This is a genomic window from Niallia sp. FSL W8-0951, assembly GCF_038006525.1.
In the GTDB taxonomy this organism is placed as follows: Bacteria; Bacillota; Bacilli; order Bacillales; family Cytobacillaceae; genus Niallia; species Niallia circulans.
Map to the genome: position 1 here is coordinate 1,033,661 of NZ_JBBOVK010000001.1, position 18,771 is coordinate 1,052,431.

Sequence of the window (18,771 nt, forward strand, 5' to 3'; positions counted from 1 at the left end):
AAAGGAGCAATGGATTATGCAGCTAGATTTAAAAAATAAAACAGCTTTAGTCACTGGATCATCAAGAGGGATCGGCAAAGGAATTGCCATTGAACTAGCAAAAGAAGGTGTTAATGTACTAATTAATGGCCGAAATTACGAGGAGGTGGAACAAACCGTAAATGAAATTAAACTAGAGTTCCCTGATACCTTCCCTCAAAATGCCACTGCTGATATAGTAGATATTCAACAAAGGGAAGCATTATTTAAAAAGCATCCTCAAATTGATATTTTAGTTAACAATACGGGGATTTATGAAATAATGAAATACGAGGACGTCAACGATGAAGTATGGGAAAAGTATATCCATACTAATGTTCTTGCCGCAAATGGATTATCTAAATTTTACTTACCGAAAATGATAAAAAATAATTTTGGTAGAATTATTTTTATTGCGAGTGAAGAAGCAGTTATGCCTTCGGGACAAATGCCGCAATATTGTATGACAAAAACAATGCTATTATCATTGTCAAAAAGTCTATCTAAATTAACAATAGGAAAAGAAGTCACTGTTAATACGATTATGCCAGGTCCAACACTCTCCGAAAATGTTCATCAAATAATTGAGGGGATGTATCCTAATGAAGATATGACATTTTCAGAAAAAGAGAAAAAATTTATGACCACAAATCTACCTCAGTCTGAAATCCAGCGATTTATCAGACCAGCTGAGATAGGTAGATTAGCTGCCTTTATATGCAGCCCTTATGCATCCGCTTTTAAAGGTTCTCCGATTCGCATGGATGGAGGTATGGTACCGACTATTTTCTAGTACTTTTATTAAACAAATCTTCGTCAAAAATGAAAAGCGTATGCTTTCATATTCTGTTTAGTGTTGTTTACTGAAAATCACTCTTTTACTATTTATTCGAACTGCGCACCACTATTATTTTAAAGCATAATATTTATACATAGTGCTTTTGTGAATAAAAATAAACAATTAAAATGTTCTATTTGTACTAAATAAATTGAAACTAATGAAAGTCTTGAGGTTGAACTAAAATTGTCCAACCCAGCTAAAATGCTTATAAAGTTTTTGAATGCATCACTGTGCAAGCATACTGATATGTACTCTGTTCAGTATGAAAAAAAGGTGAGTTTATTAACTCATCTTTTTCATCTCCTTATGTCGCAAATTTATTAATTCAATGTATTCTAAAGCACAAAAGAACATTTTTCATTGTTCCAGAAAAGGCTCTTAACGTAAGATTTGATTAAAAATATGTTTTTCTGGACTCTTCGTTCCGAAAGCTTTATACTACTTTATATGAATGGGGGTGTTATAAATTGGGGAGAAGGATTAGTTTTAATAAAGAACAGGCTATGAATAAAGCTATGTATTTATTTTGGGAAAAAGGCTATGATGCTACATACATATCAGATCTTATTGAAACGATGGGAATAAGTCGATCAACACTCTATGAGAGTTTTGGAGATAAGGATGAACTATTTAAACTGGTTTTAGAACATTATAAAAACTATGGCCGCCGAAAAAGAAATTTACTTTTTAGCGGAATAGACACTAAAGGATCACTTAAATCTTTTTTTTATCAACATATTGAAAAATGCTATTCAGATGACAATCCAAAAAGTTGTATTATAACTAATTCTTCACTGCTTATTGGACATATTGATCCTTCCATAGAAGAAATACTTATAAATGATTTTAATGAATTAGAAAAAGTATTTAAGCAAGTCATTGAAGAAGGAAAAAAGAAAGGAGAAATTTCACAGGAGGCTGACTCTGAATTAGTTGCATATTCTTTATTAAGTTTAAATCATAGCATTAATTTAATGTCCAGATACAAAAAAGAGAAAAATCTAGCCTATAATCTAGTGGATAAGACTATTGCAGACCTATAGTCTTTCTTTTTTTAGTATTTCGGAACGATCGTACCAAAATAAACAAAAGGATTGATAAAATTGATTAAAAAAACAAATTTTCTAATTTTCATTTTGGCAATTAGTTGCGGATCACTTGCTGCTAATATTTACTATGCTCAACCAATCGTACAGTTCATTGCAAAAGATCTAAACATCTCTTCTAATTTATCAGGATTGCTCACTACTTTGACCCAAATTGGATATGGATTGGGATTATTTTTTATTGTTCCAATGGCTGACTTATTTAAAAGCAAAAAAATAATTACTATTCTGATTGGGTTTACCGTTATTTCATTAATTGGTACACTGATTTCATCTAATGGAATTGTCTTTTTGTTATTAACAATCATCATTGGTATTGGGGCTTGTGCAGCTCAAATATTAGTTCCGCTAACTATGAGGATTGTACCTGTTGAAGAGACAGGTAAATATGTTGGCAAAGTGATGAGTGGCTTATTGATTGGAATTATGATTGCTCGCCCACTATCTATCGGAATAACTGAATGGTACGGCTGGAGAATGGTTTTTCTATTTTCATTAATAATCCTTGTTGCTGTATTACTGATCATTTTAAAATTTTTGCCTAATTATGAAGTTGTATCAAATAGTAATATGTCATATTCCAATTTAATTGCTTCTATGGTGAAGCTGCTAATAAATACTTCTCCTTTACAACAAAGAGCTTTTTATCACGCATGTTTATTTGCAGCATTTAGCCTTTATTGGACGGTACTCCCAATTTTATTAAGGTCTGAACCATTAGATTTTTCAAATAACGAAATTGCATTAATTGGATTTGTTGCAATTGCTGGTGCTTTATTAACTCCTACTATTGGTAAACTAGCAGATAAAGGCTATATTTTTTCAATGACTAATGTATCAATGGCACTTGTTCTATTATCTATCGTTCTATTATTTTTTGTTCAAGATCATTCACCATTGAGTGTGATTTTGATCTTAATCTCAGGCATTAGCATCGATGTTGGGGTATCAGGAAATTTATTATTAGGTCAAAAAGTTATCTTTAGTTTGAATCCCGAGGAAAGAAATAGACTTAATGGATTATATATGACTATTTTCTTTTTAGGAGGAGCATTTGGTTCATGGATTGGAAGTTATTCATACTATAAATTTAATAGTGAAGTACCATTGCTCATTGGAACAGCTTTGCCTTTAATCGCGTTATTAGTTCATTTAATAAAAAATAATACAATCAATATATCAAAAAACAATAGTAAAAATATATCCTGATTATCAATGCCTCCAAAAGCTAGAGTCAGATTCTAATTTTAGGACGGTAGTAGCAATATCTGCTGACTCAGGAGCATATTATTACTTATCTTTATTCGTTAGATCAAGGAATCCTTAAAGAATAAGGAACGTATTAACTAAGGGAAATGAAAACGCCCGAATTTCTATTTCTCCTTTTGAGGCGGGTGCGAGAGCCAATTAATCGGTCACGCCTCAAAAGCTGAAATTAGAAATGATGGCCAATAACGAGTTTAATAAATATCCGCAAGGAATCTGGTTTGCATATAAACTTTACAAAACTTTTTAAAACAGCTGCATTCAGATAGATCAATATTAACATTTGCTATAGGAGAGGATTATTTTATTTACTGACCATGCTGTTGAACATATAGTTTATAAGTATACTAAATCATTTGTACAAGCTGGTGGGGATATCCCTCTTGTTATGGAATCAATTAGTCTGATATATTACTCTACATAAATGCGACTAGGGAAATTCAAGACTTGCTGGAGACCGACTATTTTTAGTTAGATAAATTTTTTCAAATCATTAATCGCCTGTAAATGCATGCCTTCGTGAAAAATCGTACGAATCAGCACTTGTTCGATTGTCTGCATTCCCATATCAATTGGGGGATATTCTTTTTCCAGATCAGCGCCGTACTTCTCTAATATGGCTTGTGGTTGTGACTGCAAAAGTACTTTTAATTCCGTAAAAGAAGGTGTTTCTTCTGTAAAGTTGGCTGGTGTAGTACCGAAACCAAACCATTGATTGAATTGTTTTGAGATAGCAGTGGGTAGTTTAGTCAATGCCTCAATCCATAATAACTGATCAAGATATAGGTGACCAAGATTCCAGCGGATATTATTCCTAAACCTCGCTGGAATGATTTCTGCCTGTTCTTCTGTCAACGATTCAACGGCCCCTAAAAGTTCCTTTCGATAGGTTTCTAATTGTTTAAACAAAACTTCCTGACGTGGTTCCATTTTATCCACTCCTTTAAACATTAAATTACTATAAACATTCGCTATATATTTGTCTTTTTCCTGCACTGAAAGAATAGAGATCTGTCTAACGGAAATAATAGAAAAAATAGAATTACAGTCAGGAGGAGAACAATGCCTCGCAAGGATGTAGAGATTAGTGAAGAAGTAGAAAAAAAAGAACCGACGAATATGAAAAAGGAGGAAGGAGAAGAAGATAAATTAAACCGGATGCTGGCAGCAGTAATGGAGTATATTTCCGATGATGAAGTGGAAGAAATCGACATTGAATACATATTGGATCAAACAGAAGGACTTCGCGACTGGTGGAATCAATACCGGGAGAAAAACCGCAAGCGCATGGAAAAAGAAATTAAAGAGTCATTAGGGGAATTGTCCCTTGAAGAATTGGAGAAGATTCGGGAACAAATAAAGGCAAAGCAATAGAAAAAAAGGTTTTCATCGTCGCTGATGAAAACCTTTTTAAATTTTTTTATTAAAAAAGCAGAAAAATGTGGATGTGATCAGCATATTCCTTTGATAGAATAAGAGAATCGAATTGGTAGATAAAATATTAAGAAATTCTTAAGAATTTTGCTTGGCAGATGTTAAGAAATTTTTTCTATGATAGAGACAGCGAAGAGAGAGAAAGCAGGTGGTTTTAAGGTGGAGAATGTCAATGTGCTCGTGGTGGATGATGAAAAAGAAATAAGAGATGCTATTGAAATATATCTTAAAAACGAAGGAATTACGGTGTTAAAAGCCAGTGATGGAATAGAGGCGTTGGAGATTTTAGTGGGAGAGACAGTTCATTTAATTTTAATGGATATTATGATGCCTAATTTAGATGGAATTTCGGCTACTTATAAAATTCGTGAGCAAAAAAATATTCCGATTATTATGCTGACAGCTAAAAGCGAGGATACAGATAAAATATTGGGATTACAAATAGGGGCAGATGATTATATCACCAAGCCATTTAATCCAATGGAGCTAGTTGCCCGAGTGAAATCGCAGTTGCGAAGATATGTAACACTTGGCACCTTTGATGGGGTGAAGAAAAAAATAGACCTTCATGGATTAACATTAGACCAGGAGGCGAAAGAAGTCGCCGTAAATGGAGAAAGTGTAAAGCTGACTCCGATTGAATATAAGATTGTTGTTTTGTTGATGAAAAACGCTGGCAGAGTATTCTCTATTGCGGAAATTTATGAAAGTGTTTGGAAAGAACCTGGATACAATGCCGAAAATACGGTAGCAGTACATATACGAAAAATACGTGAAAAAATTGAAGTGGATCCAAAAAATCCTCGCTTCTTAAAGGTGGTGTGGGGCATTGGCTACAAAATCGAGAAGTAAAGGCCTTTTTATTGTCTGGACACTGCTTATTACACTCGCGCTGAGTGGAATTGTATCTGTAGATATGTGGTTTAACCGTTATTTACACACGGATTTTTATCAAACATCGATATTTCAAGAAAGAATGCAATATTATAAGGATCTTCTAAGTGAAAATGAGTTATATTATATTCCGATTGAAGAGGCAAAGAAAAAAATAACCGTATCAGCTAAAGAAATAAATGAATACCGTTATTATTATGGTGATTTAAATGAACAAATTCAAAACATAAAAAGTCAGTATGAAGAGCAAATTCAGACCGCTAAAGAAACAGGAAGCTCAGAAGCAGAACAGCTATATACAGAAGAAAGAGATAAGAAAATCGCTGATATTACGAAAAATTTCCAAAGTGATGAATACGTAGAAGATAAGATTAAGAAAGAAAAAGCAAGACAATTAGATGAATACTATCAAGAATTACAGAATAGAGAATATGAGTATAAAGACTGGACTGATTCCTTCCTTTATTATTTTGAAAATAACAAAACAGGAGAAAAAGTAACAAATGTTAATCTTGCTCCGGGCGAAACAATTGAGAGTAAGCTGAATCAGAAAAATACAAAATTTCTTGGCGATATCCATATAAATCCAAAGGATGAGTGGGAACAGCATTATATTTCTTTAGATTCTCCGTGGTATGAGTTTGGCGATCCCGATGCGGTTGCTATAGAAGTGTCTATTCTAAATAACATCAAGAAAAACATCGGCAGCTTTGAAGGAGTTATTGCTGTTCCTGACAATTTAAGTACTAAGAGTATGCTGCATAAAGACATGGATAATTATAAAACGCAACAAAAGCAAGTGATCTACTTTAGTGTTATTAGTATCATCAGCCTAGTTGCCAGCTGTATTCTCCTTTTAACTAAAAGAAGTATTTTAACACAATGGGAATACCCATTTTATAAGAAAATTCCAATTGATATCGGTATAATTTTTCTCCTTATAAGTTTAGCTGTTGCTATTATAGTTGTATGGGGAGTAAATGATCAAATAGAATTAAATTTATATAATGACGGCTCCTATTGGAAGGAAATTATTTTATTTGGCTGTTTAGCTTGGCTGTTTATATCCTTGTTCTTTATCCAAATGTCTCTATTATATAAGGAAATAGTAAAAGGCGATAAATCAATTTGGACAAAAACATTTGTTGGAAAATGTGTTAAAACAATCGGAAAACCAATGCTGCTATTATTTTCAAGTAGAAGTCCATTGACTAAATTAATCCTTTGTTTAATGATAGTTTTCGCGCTAGGATTTTGTTTAATGGCAGTGATTGTGGAACCATTTTTTGTGTTGTTCTTTCTTATTGCGGTCATAATTATCGGCATACCAGCCATCCATTATTTAGTGAAAAATGCAAAGTCTCTAGGTCAGTTAGTTCTATATACAAAGGAAATCAGGAGCGGTCGAAAAGTAAGTGACTTAGATATAAAAGCATCTAGTGAACTTTCAGCATTAGCAGAGACAATCAATACACTAAAAAATGGCGTGATTTATTCCCAAAATGCTCAAGAAAAAAGCGAACGCCTAAAAACAGAGTTAATTACGAATGTTAGTCATGATTTGCGAACACCTTTAACATCAATCATCAATTACACGGAATTATTGAAGAATAAAAATCTATCTGAGGAAGAAAAAGAGGGCTATCTAGGTATTATCGATCGGAAATCCCAACGATTAAAAGTACTAATTGATGATTTATTCGAGGTTTCGAAAATGGTCAGCGGCAATGTGGAATTAAAGAAGGAAAAAATAGACTTAGTGCAGCTTTTACAGCAAGCGTTAGGTGAATATGATGAAACAATTAAAGCGACAACACTTGATTTTCGTGTAACCAATCAAGAACCGTCGATTTATGCAACTGTAGATGGGCAGAAGCTTTGGAGAGTATTTGATAATTTAATAGGCAATATTTTGAAATATTCTTTAGAGCATTCACGTGTCTATATTTCCATTAAACTAGAAAAAGACCAAGCTATTTTGCAGTTTAAAAATATATCTAAGTATGAGCTTGACGATAATCTTGATGAATTATATGAGCGTTTTAAACGCGGGGATACATCGAGGCATACAGAAGGATCTGGTCTTGGACTTGCGATTGCGAAATCAATCATGGATCTACACCAAGGCATGATGAAAATCGAGACAGATGGCGATCTATTTAAGGTTACGCTCGCATTAAATCTAAGCGATTTGTAGTGAAAAGAAGTATGAATAAAAAACAAGCAGCCAAGCTGTATGCCTTAATATTTCCGATTACTCGCAATAAAAAGACAGCAACAAAAATAGTAATGGAAATGCTTCAGGCCGATGATAACCTAAGAGAGAAAGAATTAGCCCGCAAAGCAGTTAATAGAGCCATTGAAATGGTGAAAAAATAAATACGAAAAAGTACTTTCTTTTCAACTAGAAAAGGAGGTATTTTTTCGTAGGAGAAATTTATGGTAAAATAATGGAAAGATTGCAAAAAATCGCAAAAAAAGAAGGAATGGGGGAAAGCAATTGACTCAAAATACACAACCGCAATATGCGCCGCCTAAACATATTGTTTCGGCTGCTTCGATTGTCATCAATGAACAAAAGGAAATTTTATTAATCAAAGGACCCAAAAGAGGCTGGGAAATGCCAGGTGGCCAAGTGGAAGAGGGAGAGTCACTGAAAGCTGCTGCGATAAGAGAAACAAAAGAGGAATCAGGAATTGATATTGAAGTAATAAACTTTTGTGGAATCTTTCAAAATGTCAATGGTTCTATATGCAATACATTATTCTTAGCTAAACCGGTTGGCGGGGAATTTACTACATCACCAGAAAGTTTAGAAGTAGGATTTTTCCCTATTGAGGAAGCGCTCAACATGGTGAAATATAAAAATTTTAGACAAAGAATAGAATACTGTTTGGATGAGAAGCGACAACCTTTTTATGTGGAATTTTGAGAATGACATCGAAATAGATATAAATGGTGTCAAAATGCCCATAAAAGGTGGATGGTTTACTCCTCGCAGGATCAAGAAATCCCACCGAGATTAAACCATTTGCCGAAATTCATTCTTTTGATCGTTTATTGAGTTATTTTCCATAAGATAATAATCGTTATTTCAGAAATTAGAAGTAGACGTTTACTTACATAAGGATTCACACACCTTTTTTGAGTGAACCTGCTTGAATAAGCGGATATTTAAAAAAAGCTGAACCATCAGGTATGGAAAAAGGGGAATTGATGATTTCCCTTTTTCTATACTCTATTTACAATAAACTATTATCTATTTACCTATAAAACAAACACAAAATAAGCTTCTTCTTGCTCGGTATCCTCGAAATATTTAATGCCCATATATTGAAAACCAATTTTGCCAAGTACATCTAAGGAAGCCTTGTTCGCAATACTTGCAGAAGCATTTATTTTTTGGATATTCCCTTGCTCTTTTGCGAAGGTTAAACAGGCAATGCCAGCTTCTGTAGCGTACCCTTTATTCCAATTAGGTTTGGAGAAATGGAAAATAAGCTCAGCTTGATCAACGGAATCTTCCATATTAAAGCCTGCTGCTCCAATAACTTGATTGGTTGCCAAATCAATAACACCATAAACGGAGAGTCCAAAATCTTCTTGGCATTGCTGATAAAAGTCAATAACTTGAGGCAGTAATGCAGAGGAAGTGCTGCCGCCACAATATTTCATTACTTCCTCATTTCCCCAAAATTGTTCACATGCATCTATATCTTCTTTTGTTAATAAACGAAAACCTAATCGCTTACTTGTAAAAAGTAAATCCACTATAAAAACTCCTTTAAAAAATTCTATTGTCATTATAATCATTTTAGCGTATGGGAACCAATTCATGCAAAAGTAAATAAAAATACCAGAAGACCGCACAAGTGAAGATATCATTGAACGAAAAATAGAGGATAGGAAAAGTCACGAGGATAACAGATTATATACAATTAGAAAGATAGAATGGTGAAAGGAATTTTATCCTTCTTTTAACGGTTAGCAAGCATCAAACTATTGGAGGGAATTAGATGGGGAATTTGCTGTTAAATCAGAAAGTTACAACCAAACCATCAAGTGGGCGATGAACTTCCACTTGATGGAAGTTTTGATTTATTATGAAGTTTCATATTTACTAATAGAACTTGTGATACTTTCAGCTAGTTGGGAACAGTCACCTTCAAACATGTGAAAAGTTAAGGAATGTAGTAAATGGTCGAATTGATTGTGTGGAGATTCTGCATTGCTTATTTCGGTAGACCAATTAATTTTAGGGATGGAAATAACAAACGAATCAGTTGTTTTCATGATGTATAATTTCGTATCTTTTAGTCCATGTTGGGCAATATCTTCTAATAAAGTAATCATTTCAACAACCTCCCCCTATTTTTATTTCCATTATACTCCTTTTTTTCGACGTTTTTTTCCAATAATAGAATATTTAATAAAATTGTTAAAGAATTGTTATTTTTGAAATAAAAAGAGCAAGGTTCATTTACCAGTTAGTAGACAAAAAGATATTGGGGAAGTAGAATTGCATTTTTATGTATTGCTTGGAGTGAAGAGGGAAGACTCCCTATGGGAAAAGGGAGTTTCAGTCTGAGACCCTGCAGTTTAGCAGGCAAATCGCGGTTCATTCAGATTCAAAGAGATTAATAAATATACTTTACTCAAACTTTCATTTCCAAAATACAGGAGTTTGTCTACAGTTCTGGGTTGATTTTCATATGCTTTTTTCTTTTCATCGTAATGGATAATTAATTAGTTAAATTCCCATTATTTAAAAAACGGGATATTTTGGAAAAATGAAATGGTAAGAATTATTGTCAATAAAGAACCAGCAGATGTTAATAAAACGATTTTGCGATTGTTTTGTTCTTTCGATGGCTTCAAAAACTCATATATTTGTATAGACCATATAGCTATTGCTACTAATGCTATAATCAGGATAACGGTACTATTCATATTTTTCACTCCCCAAGATAGTTTTTTATTATATAATTTATCATTCGTAGAAGAGATGACTGTCTTACACAACTTATTACGTTTAGACCATTCTCGTCTTCATAAAAGTCATCCCCACCATGTTCTACGGATTTGATAGAAAAAAGGTTTCATTTTTTAGTGTCATGCTCGGCTATTGGGAAAACGTGTAAGTTGTAGGGAAGAGAAAGCACCAGAAATAAACTCTTGAAAAGGTTAATGTTTCAAACAATAGCAGACTGTTATATACTAATAGTTCATTATGTACGTTTTTTACCAGAATAAAAGGATAAGACTAATTAATGTTACGTAATATATTAGAAAAATCGGAGTTGATTTTATGAGTAAAGCAAAGGCTAAAGGTAAAGGCGGTACAGGCAGAGGAACAGATAAAAAAGGCTGGAATCGTTGGCAGGCTAGTGCCAATAAAGCAAAGAGTAACAAGCCTTATAAAAGCAAAGGGGTTAAGAATCGTAAAAATGCAGAAAATACTAGCAATCCTGCTTCAACCGAAAAAAATAACTAATCTCCATATTAAGAATTTTTTACTGAATAGATAAAGTAGCGATGCTTCCCTTAGGAAGGATCGCTTTGTTTTCTTGTCCAAGAAAGTTCTCTATTGGAAATGTTATAACCATTTTGCTTTAATAATATGTTTGACGGATAGCATCTCAATAATTCCTTCTTCAGAAGTAAAATGTCCGCCAAAAGGTAATAAAATAAAAGGAATTTCAAGTTTATTTGCTAAGGAATTTGAGATTTGCCAATCGATGATGCTATCAGTTCTGGATGAAATTAAAAAGGATGCTCCCAGGAAATGCTTGATTCTATCCAAATTTAATTCGTGCATATAGGGATCAAATTGTGGGAACGCTGTAATGGGTTCTGCAAATCCAGAAACAAAAATAGCCCCTTTAATTAGTACATTATTACGTGAAAGGTATCTTAAAAACGTAATAAAGCCTAAACTGTGGCAAATAAAATAAGCATCTTTCGGTTCTTTGATAGCTCTATCTAAGTCGAGATCCCATTGCGTAACATTTGCGATGGGTGCCATCCGTATAGTCCACTATTTGATATTAAAGGCGTTTTTTAAATCTAAGATAAAGTAGTGAAAAACAAAAAGAAAGAGGGGGGAAGTTATTCTGAGTGATATTACCTTCCAAAAACACGCCTGCATTGTTAATCAATATATCAAGCAAACCATTTTCTTGTTCAATGTTTTCTACAACGGAGAATATGGGAGTGGGGTATGAAACCTCAATACCCACTGTTTTAGCTTTAATATCTTCCTTTTCTAATAATGCTAATGCCTCAAGCCCCTTTTTCCATTTCTCAATCCTATTAAAATCTCATTCCTATTTTCCCTAATTGTCTATCTGTCTCAAAACCAATTCCTTTGTTATCGCCAGTTATTAATACTATTTTGGATTAATCCATAAAATATCCACCCTTAATCATTTTCTTAATCTGTTCCTGCAAAATGTATTCATGTCTCGTCTCGACTATTAACATGTGATCATGATATGAACTCTTTCATTTCTGATATATTAAATATAGTGAAAATGATTGGTACATGTAAATATGCTCATTTTTGTAACTTAATGAATGGGGTGGCATTATGGGATATAGGTTAAAAAAATAATGGAGAATACAGTGAAGAGGTTATAAGAGCTTATCCAATTGAGACGGCTTTACAGATTGTAGGTGAAAATGGAAAGGTATCAAAATCGATATATTATCCGAAAAAACAATCAGATTTAATGAACTTAAACGATTAATATCGGGAATATCACAAAGAATACTAACTTAGCAACTGCAAACTTTGCTGGATGTTACAATTTGTATGTATACTCTAAGATTAAAAGGCGGGATTCAATTCGTAATTGCTATTAGAGAATTAGTAGATAAGAATAAAAAGTAGAATGTCCAAAAAGAAACCAAAATAATTATTGACTGGACAGTCCAGAAAGTGATAAGATGGATTTGTCAGGAAGGGGAACTGTAATTATTTATTACAGAACCTTATTTTTTTGATATTTCTAGACTGAATAGTCAATAATAAAAAGAGAGGAAGATAATAATGGATAATCAAGCATTATCAGTAGAAGAAATCCGCGAAAGAGCACAGGAGATATTTAATAAACATCTAAAACATCTATCTAGTGGAGATATTAAATCATGGATCAATCTTTGGGCAGAAGGCGGGGTATTAGAATTTCCATATGCTCCGAAAGGCTATCCAGATATGCTGGTAGGGAAAGAGGATATTTATGATTATATGCAAAGTTTCCCTGAAAACTTTGAAGTAGAGTTTACAGATCCTATTTTTCATATAACAGAAGATCCTGAACTAGTTATTGCAGAGCTCAATTCTATTGGTAAGCAACGTGAAACAGGCAAACCATACAACCAAAAATATATTAGTGTAGTGGAAACAAAAGATGGATTTATTACTCGTTATAAGGATTACTGGAATCCACTAGTGTTCATTGATTCAATTGGAAGTTAAAATGAATTTGTTCCATTCCCTAAGTAACTCAATCCCAAATTAGATACGCATAATTTCTAAACCTATCTATTTCTTGACTGTACGTTCTAAAAAAGTTAGTATGATAGAAAAAAGGGGTTATCACTTTGGCAAGAAACAAGGAATTTGATACTACCCAAGTATTGCATAAAGCCATGGAGGTATTCGGTCATTATGGATATGAAGGGACTTCACTGCCACTACTAATTAAAGGACTTGGGATTGCACGGCAAAGTCTTTATGATACTTATGGTACCAAAAGGGATCTTTTTATTTCTGCAGTAAAACATTATATTAATGAAAAAACCGCTACGGTAATATCTTATTTGGAACATCCAGGATCAGTTAAAGAAGCAATAAGTAAAGTTTTTTATGAAGTGGTATACGTTTTAAAGGATGATGAAAAACGTAAAGAGTGCTTTATTTTGGATAGTGCAATCTCTCAAGTACCTCATGATAGGGAAATTGCGGAGTTTTTCAAAATGGATATAAGAAGGTTAGAAGAAGCTTTTTATAAATCACTAATACGTGGTCAAGAAAATGGGGAAATTGAGTTGCAAAAAGATATAGAAGCTCTGGCTAAGTATTTGAACCATTCTCGATATTCACTTACACAAGTTTCTAAATTATCATCTGATCCAAAGGTTTTAGATGATTTTGTTTCCATTGTATTATCAACATTGGACTAGGGTGAAGCTAATAAGGCTTCTTACATTGCGTTTAATATTGACCGTTTAGTCTAATATTAACATTTTTGACTTGTAGAATAAATTTGTGAAGTGAGACAGCTGCCCGGTTGTATCTAGTGCCTCACGTTGTGGTAATGTAATTAGAAGTACTTTTTAGAGAAAAATATATGATAATGTTAAATAATCAGGTAATTAATTTAATAAAGATATAACTTTTCCAAGGAATAATTGATCTTAATGGAATTGAAGTGCCAATTCTTAGTGAAGCCGTTCCATTCTTTACCGAAGTGTTAAACAAAGCTTCAATGTATATTAAAAAGCATGTGTAGAAGGCTCAGCAATTCTTCAATATGGCAGAAAGAAATAGAGCATTGTTTAATAGACTGATTCTGAACAAAAAGCTGTACCTAAACCAGCAGAAATTGGTACACTCTTTTAGCAATTTCAGCAACAGACGTTCAAAAACGTATACTTTCTTGAAAATATTCTCTGTGTAAGATAAGTCATATAGTCCAAACAACTTTTTACTACAAGGGGACTTGAAATCCAAATTGTAGGTACAGGGTAATTAAAAATCTTTAAACATTGTATATATATTTTATAGATTTATATTAATAACGTTCCCTAAATAAAAGTTAAGAAAGATAGAACAACCCAAGAAGATATTTTCACAGCTTTTCTGGGGTTTTCCGTTAGAGGGTTTTCGCTCTTTAACCATCGGAATTTTTAGTTTAAGAATCAAAAATAAAAAAGTCGATTCCTTAGAGTTCGGGAATTCGGCTTTTTTTAAGTTGAAGTTTGCTTAGTATACAAAATTTCCGAAATGTTAATAATTATCTAAATATAAAGTGAAAGTCCAGTATAGTTCTTATTTTATTTGGTTATTTGATAAGATTTTCTTGATTCTTCTGATTTTGTAAACAATAATTATTTAATACTCATTTGTTGTTAATTAACTTGAATCTAAAGTAATAACATTTCAAGATCAGAAAGCCAATTTATTTCAGGTGATGCGCCAAATCCATCAATCAGGTGTAATTTATTTAATCTTATCCTAATACTACGATCTAGAGTAATAAAAAAATAACATAGTGTATTACGCCAGAAGATATTTATAATTTCAGTTCTTCATTTATGATTGTTAAAAACCGATTATTCCAAATAGATTCATGGTGGTTAATAATATCAACTGCATTTAAAATGGAGCTGTTAATGGTGCTATGAGTGTTTTGATAAAGGAGATTCTGCTGAAATCCCAAGCTATGGGCTGCTCTGATAGTAGTATCAAGACAAAACTCCGTTTGTGCACCAGCAAAAATAAGCTGTTCGATTTTCTTGCTTTTTAAATAATCCAAAAGTTCTGTTTGGTAAAATGCATCCCATTTAGATTTTCTAATTATCTTATCAGTAGTGGATAACAATAGATTATGATGGAGGTTCCAATCGTCCTTCCCCTCATAAAGCTCGGACTGTTCATTTGGATCTGTATGTTGGATAAAGATAACCTGAATATCTTTTTCGTGTGCTTGATTGATTAGTATATTGATGTTTTTTACTAGTTGAATTCTATCGAATAAATAATTTTCACGATGGTTAAAGAAAATTTCTTGCATGTCGATGATAATAAGTGCCTGTCTCATATAATTACACTTCCTGTTCGTTTCTTTTAAAGTATAGCAAATCGAAAAGGAGCTGGACAAGGACATTTAAGATGGAAGCGATCTAATAGACTTAAAACTTTGGATGGTTTGAATTTTTTCTTGATCAAAAAGTCGGAATTAACGAATATTTATATTGAACTTATGATAGATTCGTCTATAATATAAAAGCGAACATATATTCGTTGCAAGGAGGGAGTTAGTAGTGAATACCTATATAAATAGTGCACTAAATCAAATAGAAATAGCTTTAAAAACAACAATCCAAATGGTTGAAGTTATTGAAGAGGCGGACTTACAGAAAAAGCCAGCAAGTAATAAGCGCTCGATAGGTGAGCTTTTAGAGCACATAGCCGTTATTTGTAAGGCTGATTTAATGATATCGAACGGTGCAAAACAAAAAGAGATGAATCAATATTATTCGAGTGTTGCATTATTAAGCATACAGGATGTCAAGAGTGCTATTGCAGAAAATTATAAAACTTTAAAAGATATTTATATGAATCTTACAGAAATAGAGTTACAAGAAAGGACTACAGCTTATTGGGGAGCGACCTATACAAGGTACGAGTGGTTGTTAGAAATAGTCGCACATACTATCATCATAGAGCTCAATTACACACACTGCTTGTCTACTGTTATGGGAAAAACCTGAATATATCATTATTTGAGTAAGGAACTTCCATAGATACATACATTTTATTAATAGGGAGGAAGAAAGATGCCATACTGCAAAGTGAAAAATGCAAACATATATTACGAAGATATAGGAACTGGAATTCCCATTATCATGCTACATGGATTTACGCTAGATCATAGACTCATGAGTGGGTGTATGGAGCCTGTTTTTAGAGAGAAAGACGGATGGAGAAGGATATATTTGGATTTACCTGGCATGGGGAAAACCATGGATTATGACTTAATCAGTAATTCTGATGAAATGTTAAAAGCAGTTGCAAATTTTATAGATATAAACATTTCCAATCAACCTTTTCTGATTATAGGAGAATCCTATGGCGGCTACTTAACTAGAGGAATTATCAAGCTTTATAAAGAGCAAATATTAGGCGCAGCATTCATTTGCCCGATGATTTTACCAGAAAAAGAAAAGAGAACACTTCCAGAACACACGATTGTTTATGCAGATAATGAATTTTTATCAAACTTAGTAGAAGAAGAACGTAACGATTTCAAAACCAATCAAGTAGTTTTAGATGAATACAATTGGATACGATATAAGGATGAAATTTTATCAGGATGCAATATAGCGAATACAGCATTTTTGAATAAAATTCAAAAGAACTACGGATTTTCCTTTCCAGTCGATGATGTCCTATTTCAAAAACCAACTGTCTTCTTACTAGGAAAACAAGATTCGGTAGTCGGATATGAAGATGCGTTTGCAATTTTAGGGAATTATCCCCGAGCAACATTTGCAATTTTAGATCGAGCCGGGCATAACTTGCAGATTGAACAGGCAAAGTTATTTATTGCGCATATGAATGAATGGATAGATAGGGTAGAAGAGGACATGTAGGAAAAAATAGTTTGATAGAATGGGAATAAAGTATAGTAAAAAAAGTAGTTATGTTTATGTAAAACTTAACTGCTTTTTATGTACTTACTTATTTTTTTAGGTAAGAAATAATCCCCCCTGATTGAAAAATAGTAGAAACGGGTAGAAAACAGATAATATAAAAAAACAAAAGGAAGAAATCTGAAGAAAATGAATCATCTAAGTGTACCACTCTTTAGAATATGACATATAATTTATGAAAAAGGTGATTTATATAAAACATTTTTGGAAGCCATTTACGTTTTTTGTGACAATCAGCCTCTTTATTATCTTTTTCCGATACACTGATATTTTTCAGGCGATTCGTGAAGGGGAGTTAAATTCAGTCACATCTGCATTTAAAGAGAATATTTCTTATGCACTTATTGTCAGTTTATTCCTTATGATTATTCAAAATAGCTTTACCGTTATTCCTTTAATTTTAGTAATTACCCTCAATTTTTACTCATTTGGCTTCATTTATGGCTTTCTATGGAGCTGGTTTTCTAGCATCATTTCTGCAATCATTATCTTCTTAGCCATTCGTTTTTGGTTCCAAGATTTTGTGATCAAAAAGGTGCAAAATCACCAAGAAATGTTAGATAAAATCGAACAAAAAGGGATGCGCTATGTGTTCTATGGAAGGGTTTTTCCGTTTTTTCCGACAAGTATTTTAAATATCATTGCTGGTATAAGCAAAATATCGATACGTCCTTTTACTATCGGTACAGCAATAGGTAATTTCTTTTACTTTTTTATCCTTGCGTTAATTCCTTATGGTGTATTCTCTACAGATATTAATCCATTAGCATTAATTGTAATTATTCTACTGATAACAGGGATTTTCTATTATTTCAGTAAAAAGAAGCCTTCCGTTATGGAAAGAGTAAAGGAAATAAGGAAAAGAGCATAAATTAATCTATCCGAAAGGTAGTTTGCTACTTTTCGGCTTTTTTAATTGAAAAAATATGAAACTATTTCCAATCAGCCTACGTATATAAAATAGAACAGCAAGTGAGGGAGGAATAAAGTATGTTTGGAATTATTATGTTGGTATTTGTGGCAATCGTCGTGGCTCAAATTTTTTCCCGCAAAGAAAAGACAAACAATATAAATGACCATCATTATCCGCCTTTTCAGGGAAATCCAGGAGATAGCTCACAAGCGTCTTTCTTTGATGGAGGAAATGACTGTGGATCCTCGTTTGATAGTGGAGGAAGCTGTGGGGGAGAATAAGAATAATATCGCTGGAATTTTCTATTTATAAAGAAAAATCGAAACTTTTCTGCAATATCAATCGTCCAATATATAAAAGAGGAATGAAAGGGGACAAAATGGTTCACATGTTTATGGTGGTAACAATAATTGCTTTTATTTTTGCCTGTATTTGGGTTCTAATGGATACGATTTATTTTTCCAAGCCACCAAAACCTGAGGTATTATGGAAGAATAATAGAATTCCGACAACAATTGGTTCTAATTGCTGGCAAGGTTCATTAAAAGGATCTTGTGTTGATTATGTCTATGCATCTCCATGGGATATGGGGTTACAAAATGGTTCTGTGAAAGTGGAACCGAATTCAACGATTACCATCGATTTTAATAAAAAGCCATTAGCTGGATCTTTACAGGTTGCAGAAGTGTTTGAAGATGGAGAAGAGGAATTTATTAAAGTAGATAAAAATAAAATGACAGTGCCAGCCAAAAAAGGAACATATGTTTATATGATTTATGCTAAATGGGATCAAGGAAATCCCAATTATACGTTTTCTATTAGGGTCGAATAAGGTTGTCTAAACCTAGAGCTAGGGA

Annotated in this window: 23 protein-coding genes; 17 read left to right on the forward strand and 6 right to left on the reverse strand. The window is 33.0% G+C overall.

Translation table 11 applies throughout. The features are described 5' to 3' along the window. Window positions 1–16: 16 nt before the first annotated feature. The 3 genes from NSS71_RS04740 (at window position 17) to NSS71_RS04750 (ending at window position 3,174) form a co-directional block, all read left to right on the forward strand. A complete protein-coding gene (locus NSS71_RS04740) occupies window positions 17–811 on the forward strand; it encodes an SDR family NAD(P)-dependent oxidoreductase (protein ID WP_095321378.1) in 795 nt (264 codons plus the stop codon). Between the two features lie 515 nt (window positions 812–1,326). Beyond that, window positions 1,327–1,902 carry a TetR/AcrR family transcriptional regulator gene (locus NSS71_RS04745; protein WP_061800551.1) on the forward strand — a complete coding sequence of 192 codons (576 nt, stop codon included), beginning with the start codon at window positions 1,327–1,329 and terminating at the stop codon, window positions 1,900–1,902. A gap of 60 nt (window positions 1,903–1,962) precedes the next feature. After that, window positions 1,963–3,174, forward strand: a complete 1,212-nt coding sequence (locus tag NSS71_RS04750; protein ID WP_141231613.1) for an MFS transporter — start codon at window positions 1,963–1,965, stop codon at window positions 3,172–3,174. 528 nt (window positions 3,175–3,702) lie between these two features. Here NSS71_RS04750 and NSS71_RS04755 read toward each other — a convergent pair. Continuing rightward, window positions 3,703–4,161, reverse strand: coding sequence for a DinB family protein (locus tag NSS71_RS04755; protein WP_341151328.1), 459 nt, complete (start codon window positions 4,159–4,161; stop codon window positions 3,703–3,705). 132 nt (window positions 4,162–4,293) lie between these two features. On the opposite strand from NSS71_RS04755, the gene NSS71_RS04760 reads away from it, so the two are divergent. From NSS71_RS04760 to NSS71_RS04780, 5 genes are all read left to right on the forward strand, one after another. Next, window positions 4,294–4,605 (forward strand): hypothetical protein, encoded by a 312-nt coding sequence (locus NSS71_RS04760; protein ID WP_047940197.1) that lies wholly within the window; start codon window positions 4,294–4,296, stop codon window positions 4,603–4,605. Window positions 4,606–4,824: 219 nt separating this feature from the next. Then, a complete protein-coding gene (locus tag NSS71_RS04765) occupies window positions 4,825–5,517 on the forward strand; it encodes a response regulator transcription factor (RefSeq protein ID WP_047940291.1) in 693 nt (230 codons plus the stop codon). Continuing rightward, the gene (locus NSS71_RS04770) at window positions 5,495–7,756 is read left to right on the forward strand and encodes a histidine kinase dimerization/phospho-acceptor domain-containing protein (protein WP_341151329.1); all 2,262 of its coding nucleotides are present in this window, start codon (window positions 5,495–5,497) and stop codon (window positions 7,754–7,756) included. Before NSS71_RS04765 ends, NSS71_RS04770 begins: the two co-directional genes overlap by 23 nt. Before the next feature lie 11 nt (window positions 7,757–7,767). Next, a complete protein-coding gene (locus tag NSS71_RS04775) occupies window positions 7,768–7,938 on the forward strand; it encodes a hypothetical protein (protein ID WP_161798379.1) in 171 nt (56 codons plus the stop codon). Window positions 7,939–8,059: 121 nt separating this feature from the next. Next, complete coding sequence (locus tag NSS71_RS04780) at window positions 8,060–8,491, forward strand: NUDIX hydrolase (protein ID WP_047940199.1); 432 nt, start codon at window positions 8,060–8,062, stop codon at window positions 8,489–8,491. Between the two features lie 335 nt (window positions 8,492–8,826). On the opposite strand, the gene NSS71_RS04785 is transcribed toward NSS71_RS04780, so the two are convergent. The 3 genes from NSS71_RS04785 to NSS71_RS04795 all read right to left on the reverse strand — a co-directional run bounded on the left by NSS71_RS04785 (window position 8,827) and on the right by NSS71_RS04795 (window position 10,509). After that, window positions 8,827–9,330 (reverse strand): GNAT family N-acetyltransferase, encoded by a 504-nt coding sequence (locus NSS71_RS04785; protein WP_047940200.1) that lies wholly within the window; start codon window positions 9,328–9,330, stop codon window positions 8,827–8,829. A gap of 330 nt (window positions 9,331–9,660) precedes the next feature. Continuing rightward, on the reverse strand, window positions 9,661–9,912 hold the full coding sequence (locus NSS71_RS04790; protein WP_047940201.1) for a YueH family protein: 252 nt from the start codon (window positions 9,910–9,912) through the stop codon (window positions 9,661–9,663). A 408-nt stretch (window positions 9,913–10,320) separates the two neighbouring features. Further along, the gene (locus NSS71_RS04795; RefSeq protein ID WP_341151330.1) at window positions 10,321–10,509 is read right to left on the reverse strand and encodes a hypothetical protein; all 189 of its coding nucleotides are present in this window, start codon (window positions 10,507–10,509) and stop codon (window positions 10,321–10,323) included. Window positions 10,510–10,867: 358 nt separating this feature from the next. On the opposite strand from NSS71_RS04795, the gene NSS71_RS04800 reads away from it, so the two are divergent. Beyond that, window positions 10,868–11,053: a DUF3934 family protein gene (locus NSS71_RS04800; RefSeq protein ID WP_047940202.1), complete on the forward strand. Its 186-nt coding sequence runs from the start codon at window positions 10,868–10,870 to the stop codon at window positions 11,051–11,053. A 102-nt stretch (window positions 11,054–11,155) separates the two neighbouring features. On the opposite strand, the gene NSS71_RS04805 is transcribed toward NSS71_RS04800, so the two are convergent. Further along, complete coding sequence (locus NSS71_RS04805) at window positions 11,156–11,584, reverse strand: RBBP9/YdeN family alpha/beta hydrolase (protein WP_341132449.1); 429 nt, start codon at window positions 11,582–11,584, stop codon at window positions 11,156–11,158. A gap of 696 nt (window positions 11,585–12,280) precedes the next feature. Between NSS71_RS04805 and NSS71_RS04810 the strand changes: the two genes are divergently transcribed. The 3 genes from NSS71_RS04810 (at window position 12,281) to NSS71_RS04820 (ending at window position 13,746) form a co-directional block, all read left to right on the forward strand. Further along, window positions 12,281–12,340, forward strand: coding sequence for a hypothetical protein (locus NSS71_RS04810; protein WP_235850400.1), 60 nt, complete (start codon window positions 12,281–12,283; stop codon window positions 12,338–12,340). A 270-nt stretch (window positions 12,341–12,610) separates the two neighbouring features. Next, window positions 12,611–13,039 (forward strand): nuclear transport factor 2 family protein, encoded by a 429-nt coding sequence (locus NSS71_RS04815; protein WP_095321384.1) that lies wholly within the window; start codon window positions 12,611–12,613, stop codon window positions 13,037–13,039. 125 nt (window positions 13,040–13,164) lie between these two features. After that, window positions 13,165–13,746, forward strand: coding sequence for a TetR/AcrR family transcriptional regulator (locus tag NSS71_RS04820; protein ID WP_095321385.1), 582 nt, complete (start codon window positions 13,165–13,167; stop codon window positions 13,744–13,746). Between the two features lie 1,112 nt (window positions 13,747–14,858). Here the strand turns inward: NSS71_RS04820 and NSS71_RS04825 are convergent. Then, a complete protein-coding gene (locus tag NSS71_RS04825; RefSeq protein ID WP_095321387.1) occupies window positions 14,859–15,386 on the reverse strand; it encodes an isochorismatase family protein in 528 nt (175 codons plus the stop codon). A gap of 223 nt (window positions 15,387–15,609) precedes the next feature. Here NSS71_RS04825 and NSS71_RS04830 point away from each other — a divergent pair, with 223 nt between their 5' ends. From NSS71_RS04830 to NSS71_RS04850, 5 genes are all read left to right on the forward strand, one after another. Next, window positions 15,610–16,059 carry a DinB family protein gene (locus NSS71_RS04830; RefSeq protein ID WP_341151331.1) on the forward strand — a complete coding sequence of 150 codons (450 nt, stop codon included), beginning with the start codon at window positions 15,610–15,612 and terminating at the stop codon, window positions 16,057–16,059. 66 nt (window positions 16,060–16,125) lie between these two features. Next, window positions 16,126–16,941, forward strand: a complete 816-nt coding sequence (locus NSS71_RS04835) for an alpha/beta fold hydrolase (RefSeq protein ID WP_095320000.1) — start codon at window positions 16,126–16,128, stop codon at window positions 16,939–16,941. 235 nt (window positions 16,942–17,176) lie between these two features. After that, window positions 17,177–17,872 carry a TVP38/TMEM64 family protein gene (locus tag NSS71_RS04840; RefSeq protein ID WP_047940206.1) on the forward strand — a complete coding sequence of 232 codons (696 nt, stop codon included), beginning with the start codon at window positions 17,177–17,179 and terminating at the stop codon, window positions 17,870–17,872. Between the two features lie 119 nt (window positions 17,873–17,991). Then, entirely contained in the window at window positions 17,992–18,195 is a 204-nt protein-coding gene (locus NSS71_RS04845) for a hypothetical protein (protein ID WP_095320001.1), read from the forward strand. A 98-nt stretch (window positions 18,196–18,293) separates the two neighbouring features. Next, window positions 18,294–18,746, forward strand: a complete 453-nt coding sequence (locus tag NSS71_RS04850; RefSeq protein ID WP_341151332.1) for a hypothetical protein — start codon at window positions 18,294–18,296, stop codon at window positions 18,744–18,746. The last annotated feature ends 25 nt before the right edge of the window (window positions 18,747–18,771 follow it).

Coding starts and splice junctions, on each gene's coding strand:
- NSS71_RS04795 (WP_341151330.1), bottom strand. CDS start 10,509: ATGAATAGTACCGTTATCCTGATTATAGCATTAGTAGCAATAGCTATA.
- NSS71_RS04775 (WP_161798379.1), top strand. CDS start 7,768: ATGAATAAAAAACAAGCAGCCAAGCTGTATGCCTTAATATTTCCGATT.
- NSS71_RS04740 (WP_095321378.1), top strand. CDS start 17: ATGCAGCTAGATTTAAAAAATAAAACAGCTTTAGTCACTGGATCATCA.
- NSS71_RS04815 (WP_095321384.1), top strand. CDS start 12,611: ATGGATAATCAAGCATTATCAGTAGAAGAAATCCGCGAAAGAGCACAG.
- NSS71_RS04805 (WP_341132449.1), bottom strand. CDS start 11,584: ATGGCACCCATCGCAAATGTTACGCAATGGGATCTCGACTTAGATAGA.
- NSS71_RS04800 (WP_047940202.1), top strand. CDS start 10,868: ATGAGTAAAGCAAAGGCTAAAGGTAAAGGCGGTACAGGCAGAGGAACA.
- NSS71_RS04840 (WP_047940206.1), top strand. CDS start 17,177: ATGAAAAAGGTGATTTATATAAAACATTTTTGGAAGCCATTTACGTTT.
- NSS71_RS04790 (WP_047940201.1), bottom strand. CDS start 9,912: ATGATTACTTTATTAGAAGATATTGCCCAACATGGACTAAAAGATACG.
- NSS71_RS04755 (WP_341151328.1), bottom strand. CDS start 4,161: ATGGAACCACGTCAGGAAGTTTTGTTTAAACAATTAGAAACCTATCGA.
- NSS71_RS04850 (WP_341151332.1), top strand. CDS start 18,294: ATGGTTCACATGTTTATGGTGGTAACAATAATTGCTTTTATTTTTGCC.
- NSS71_RS04835 (WP_095320000.1), top strand. CDS start 16,126: ATGCCATACTGCAAAGTGAAAAATGCAAACATATATTACGAAGATATA.
- NSS71_RS04825 (WP_095321387.1), bottom strand. CDS start 15,386: ATGAGACAGGCACTTATTATCATCGACATGCAAGAAATTTTCTTTAAC.
- NSS71_RS04845 (WP_095320001.1), top strand. CDS start 17,992: ATGTTTGGAATTATTATGTTGGTATTTGTGGCAATCGTCGTGGCTCAA.
- NSS71_RS04760 (WP_047940197.1), top strand. CDS start 4,294: ATGCCTCGCAAGGATGTAGAGATTAGTGAAGAAGTAGAAAAAAAAGAA.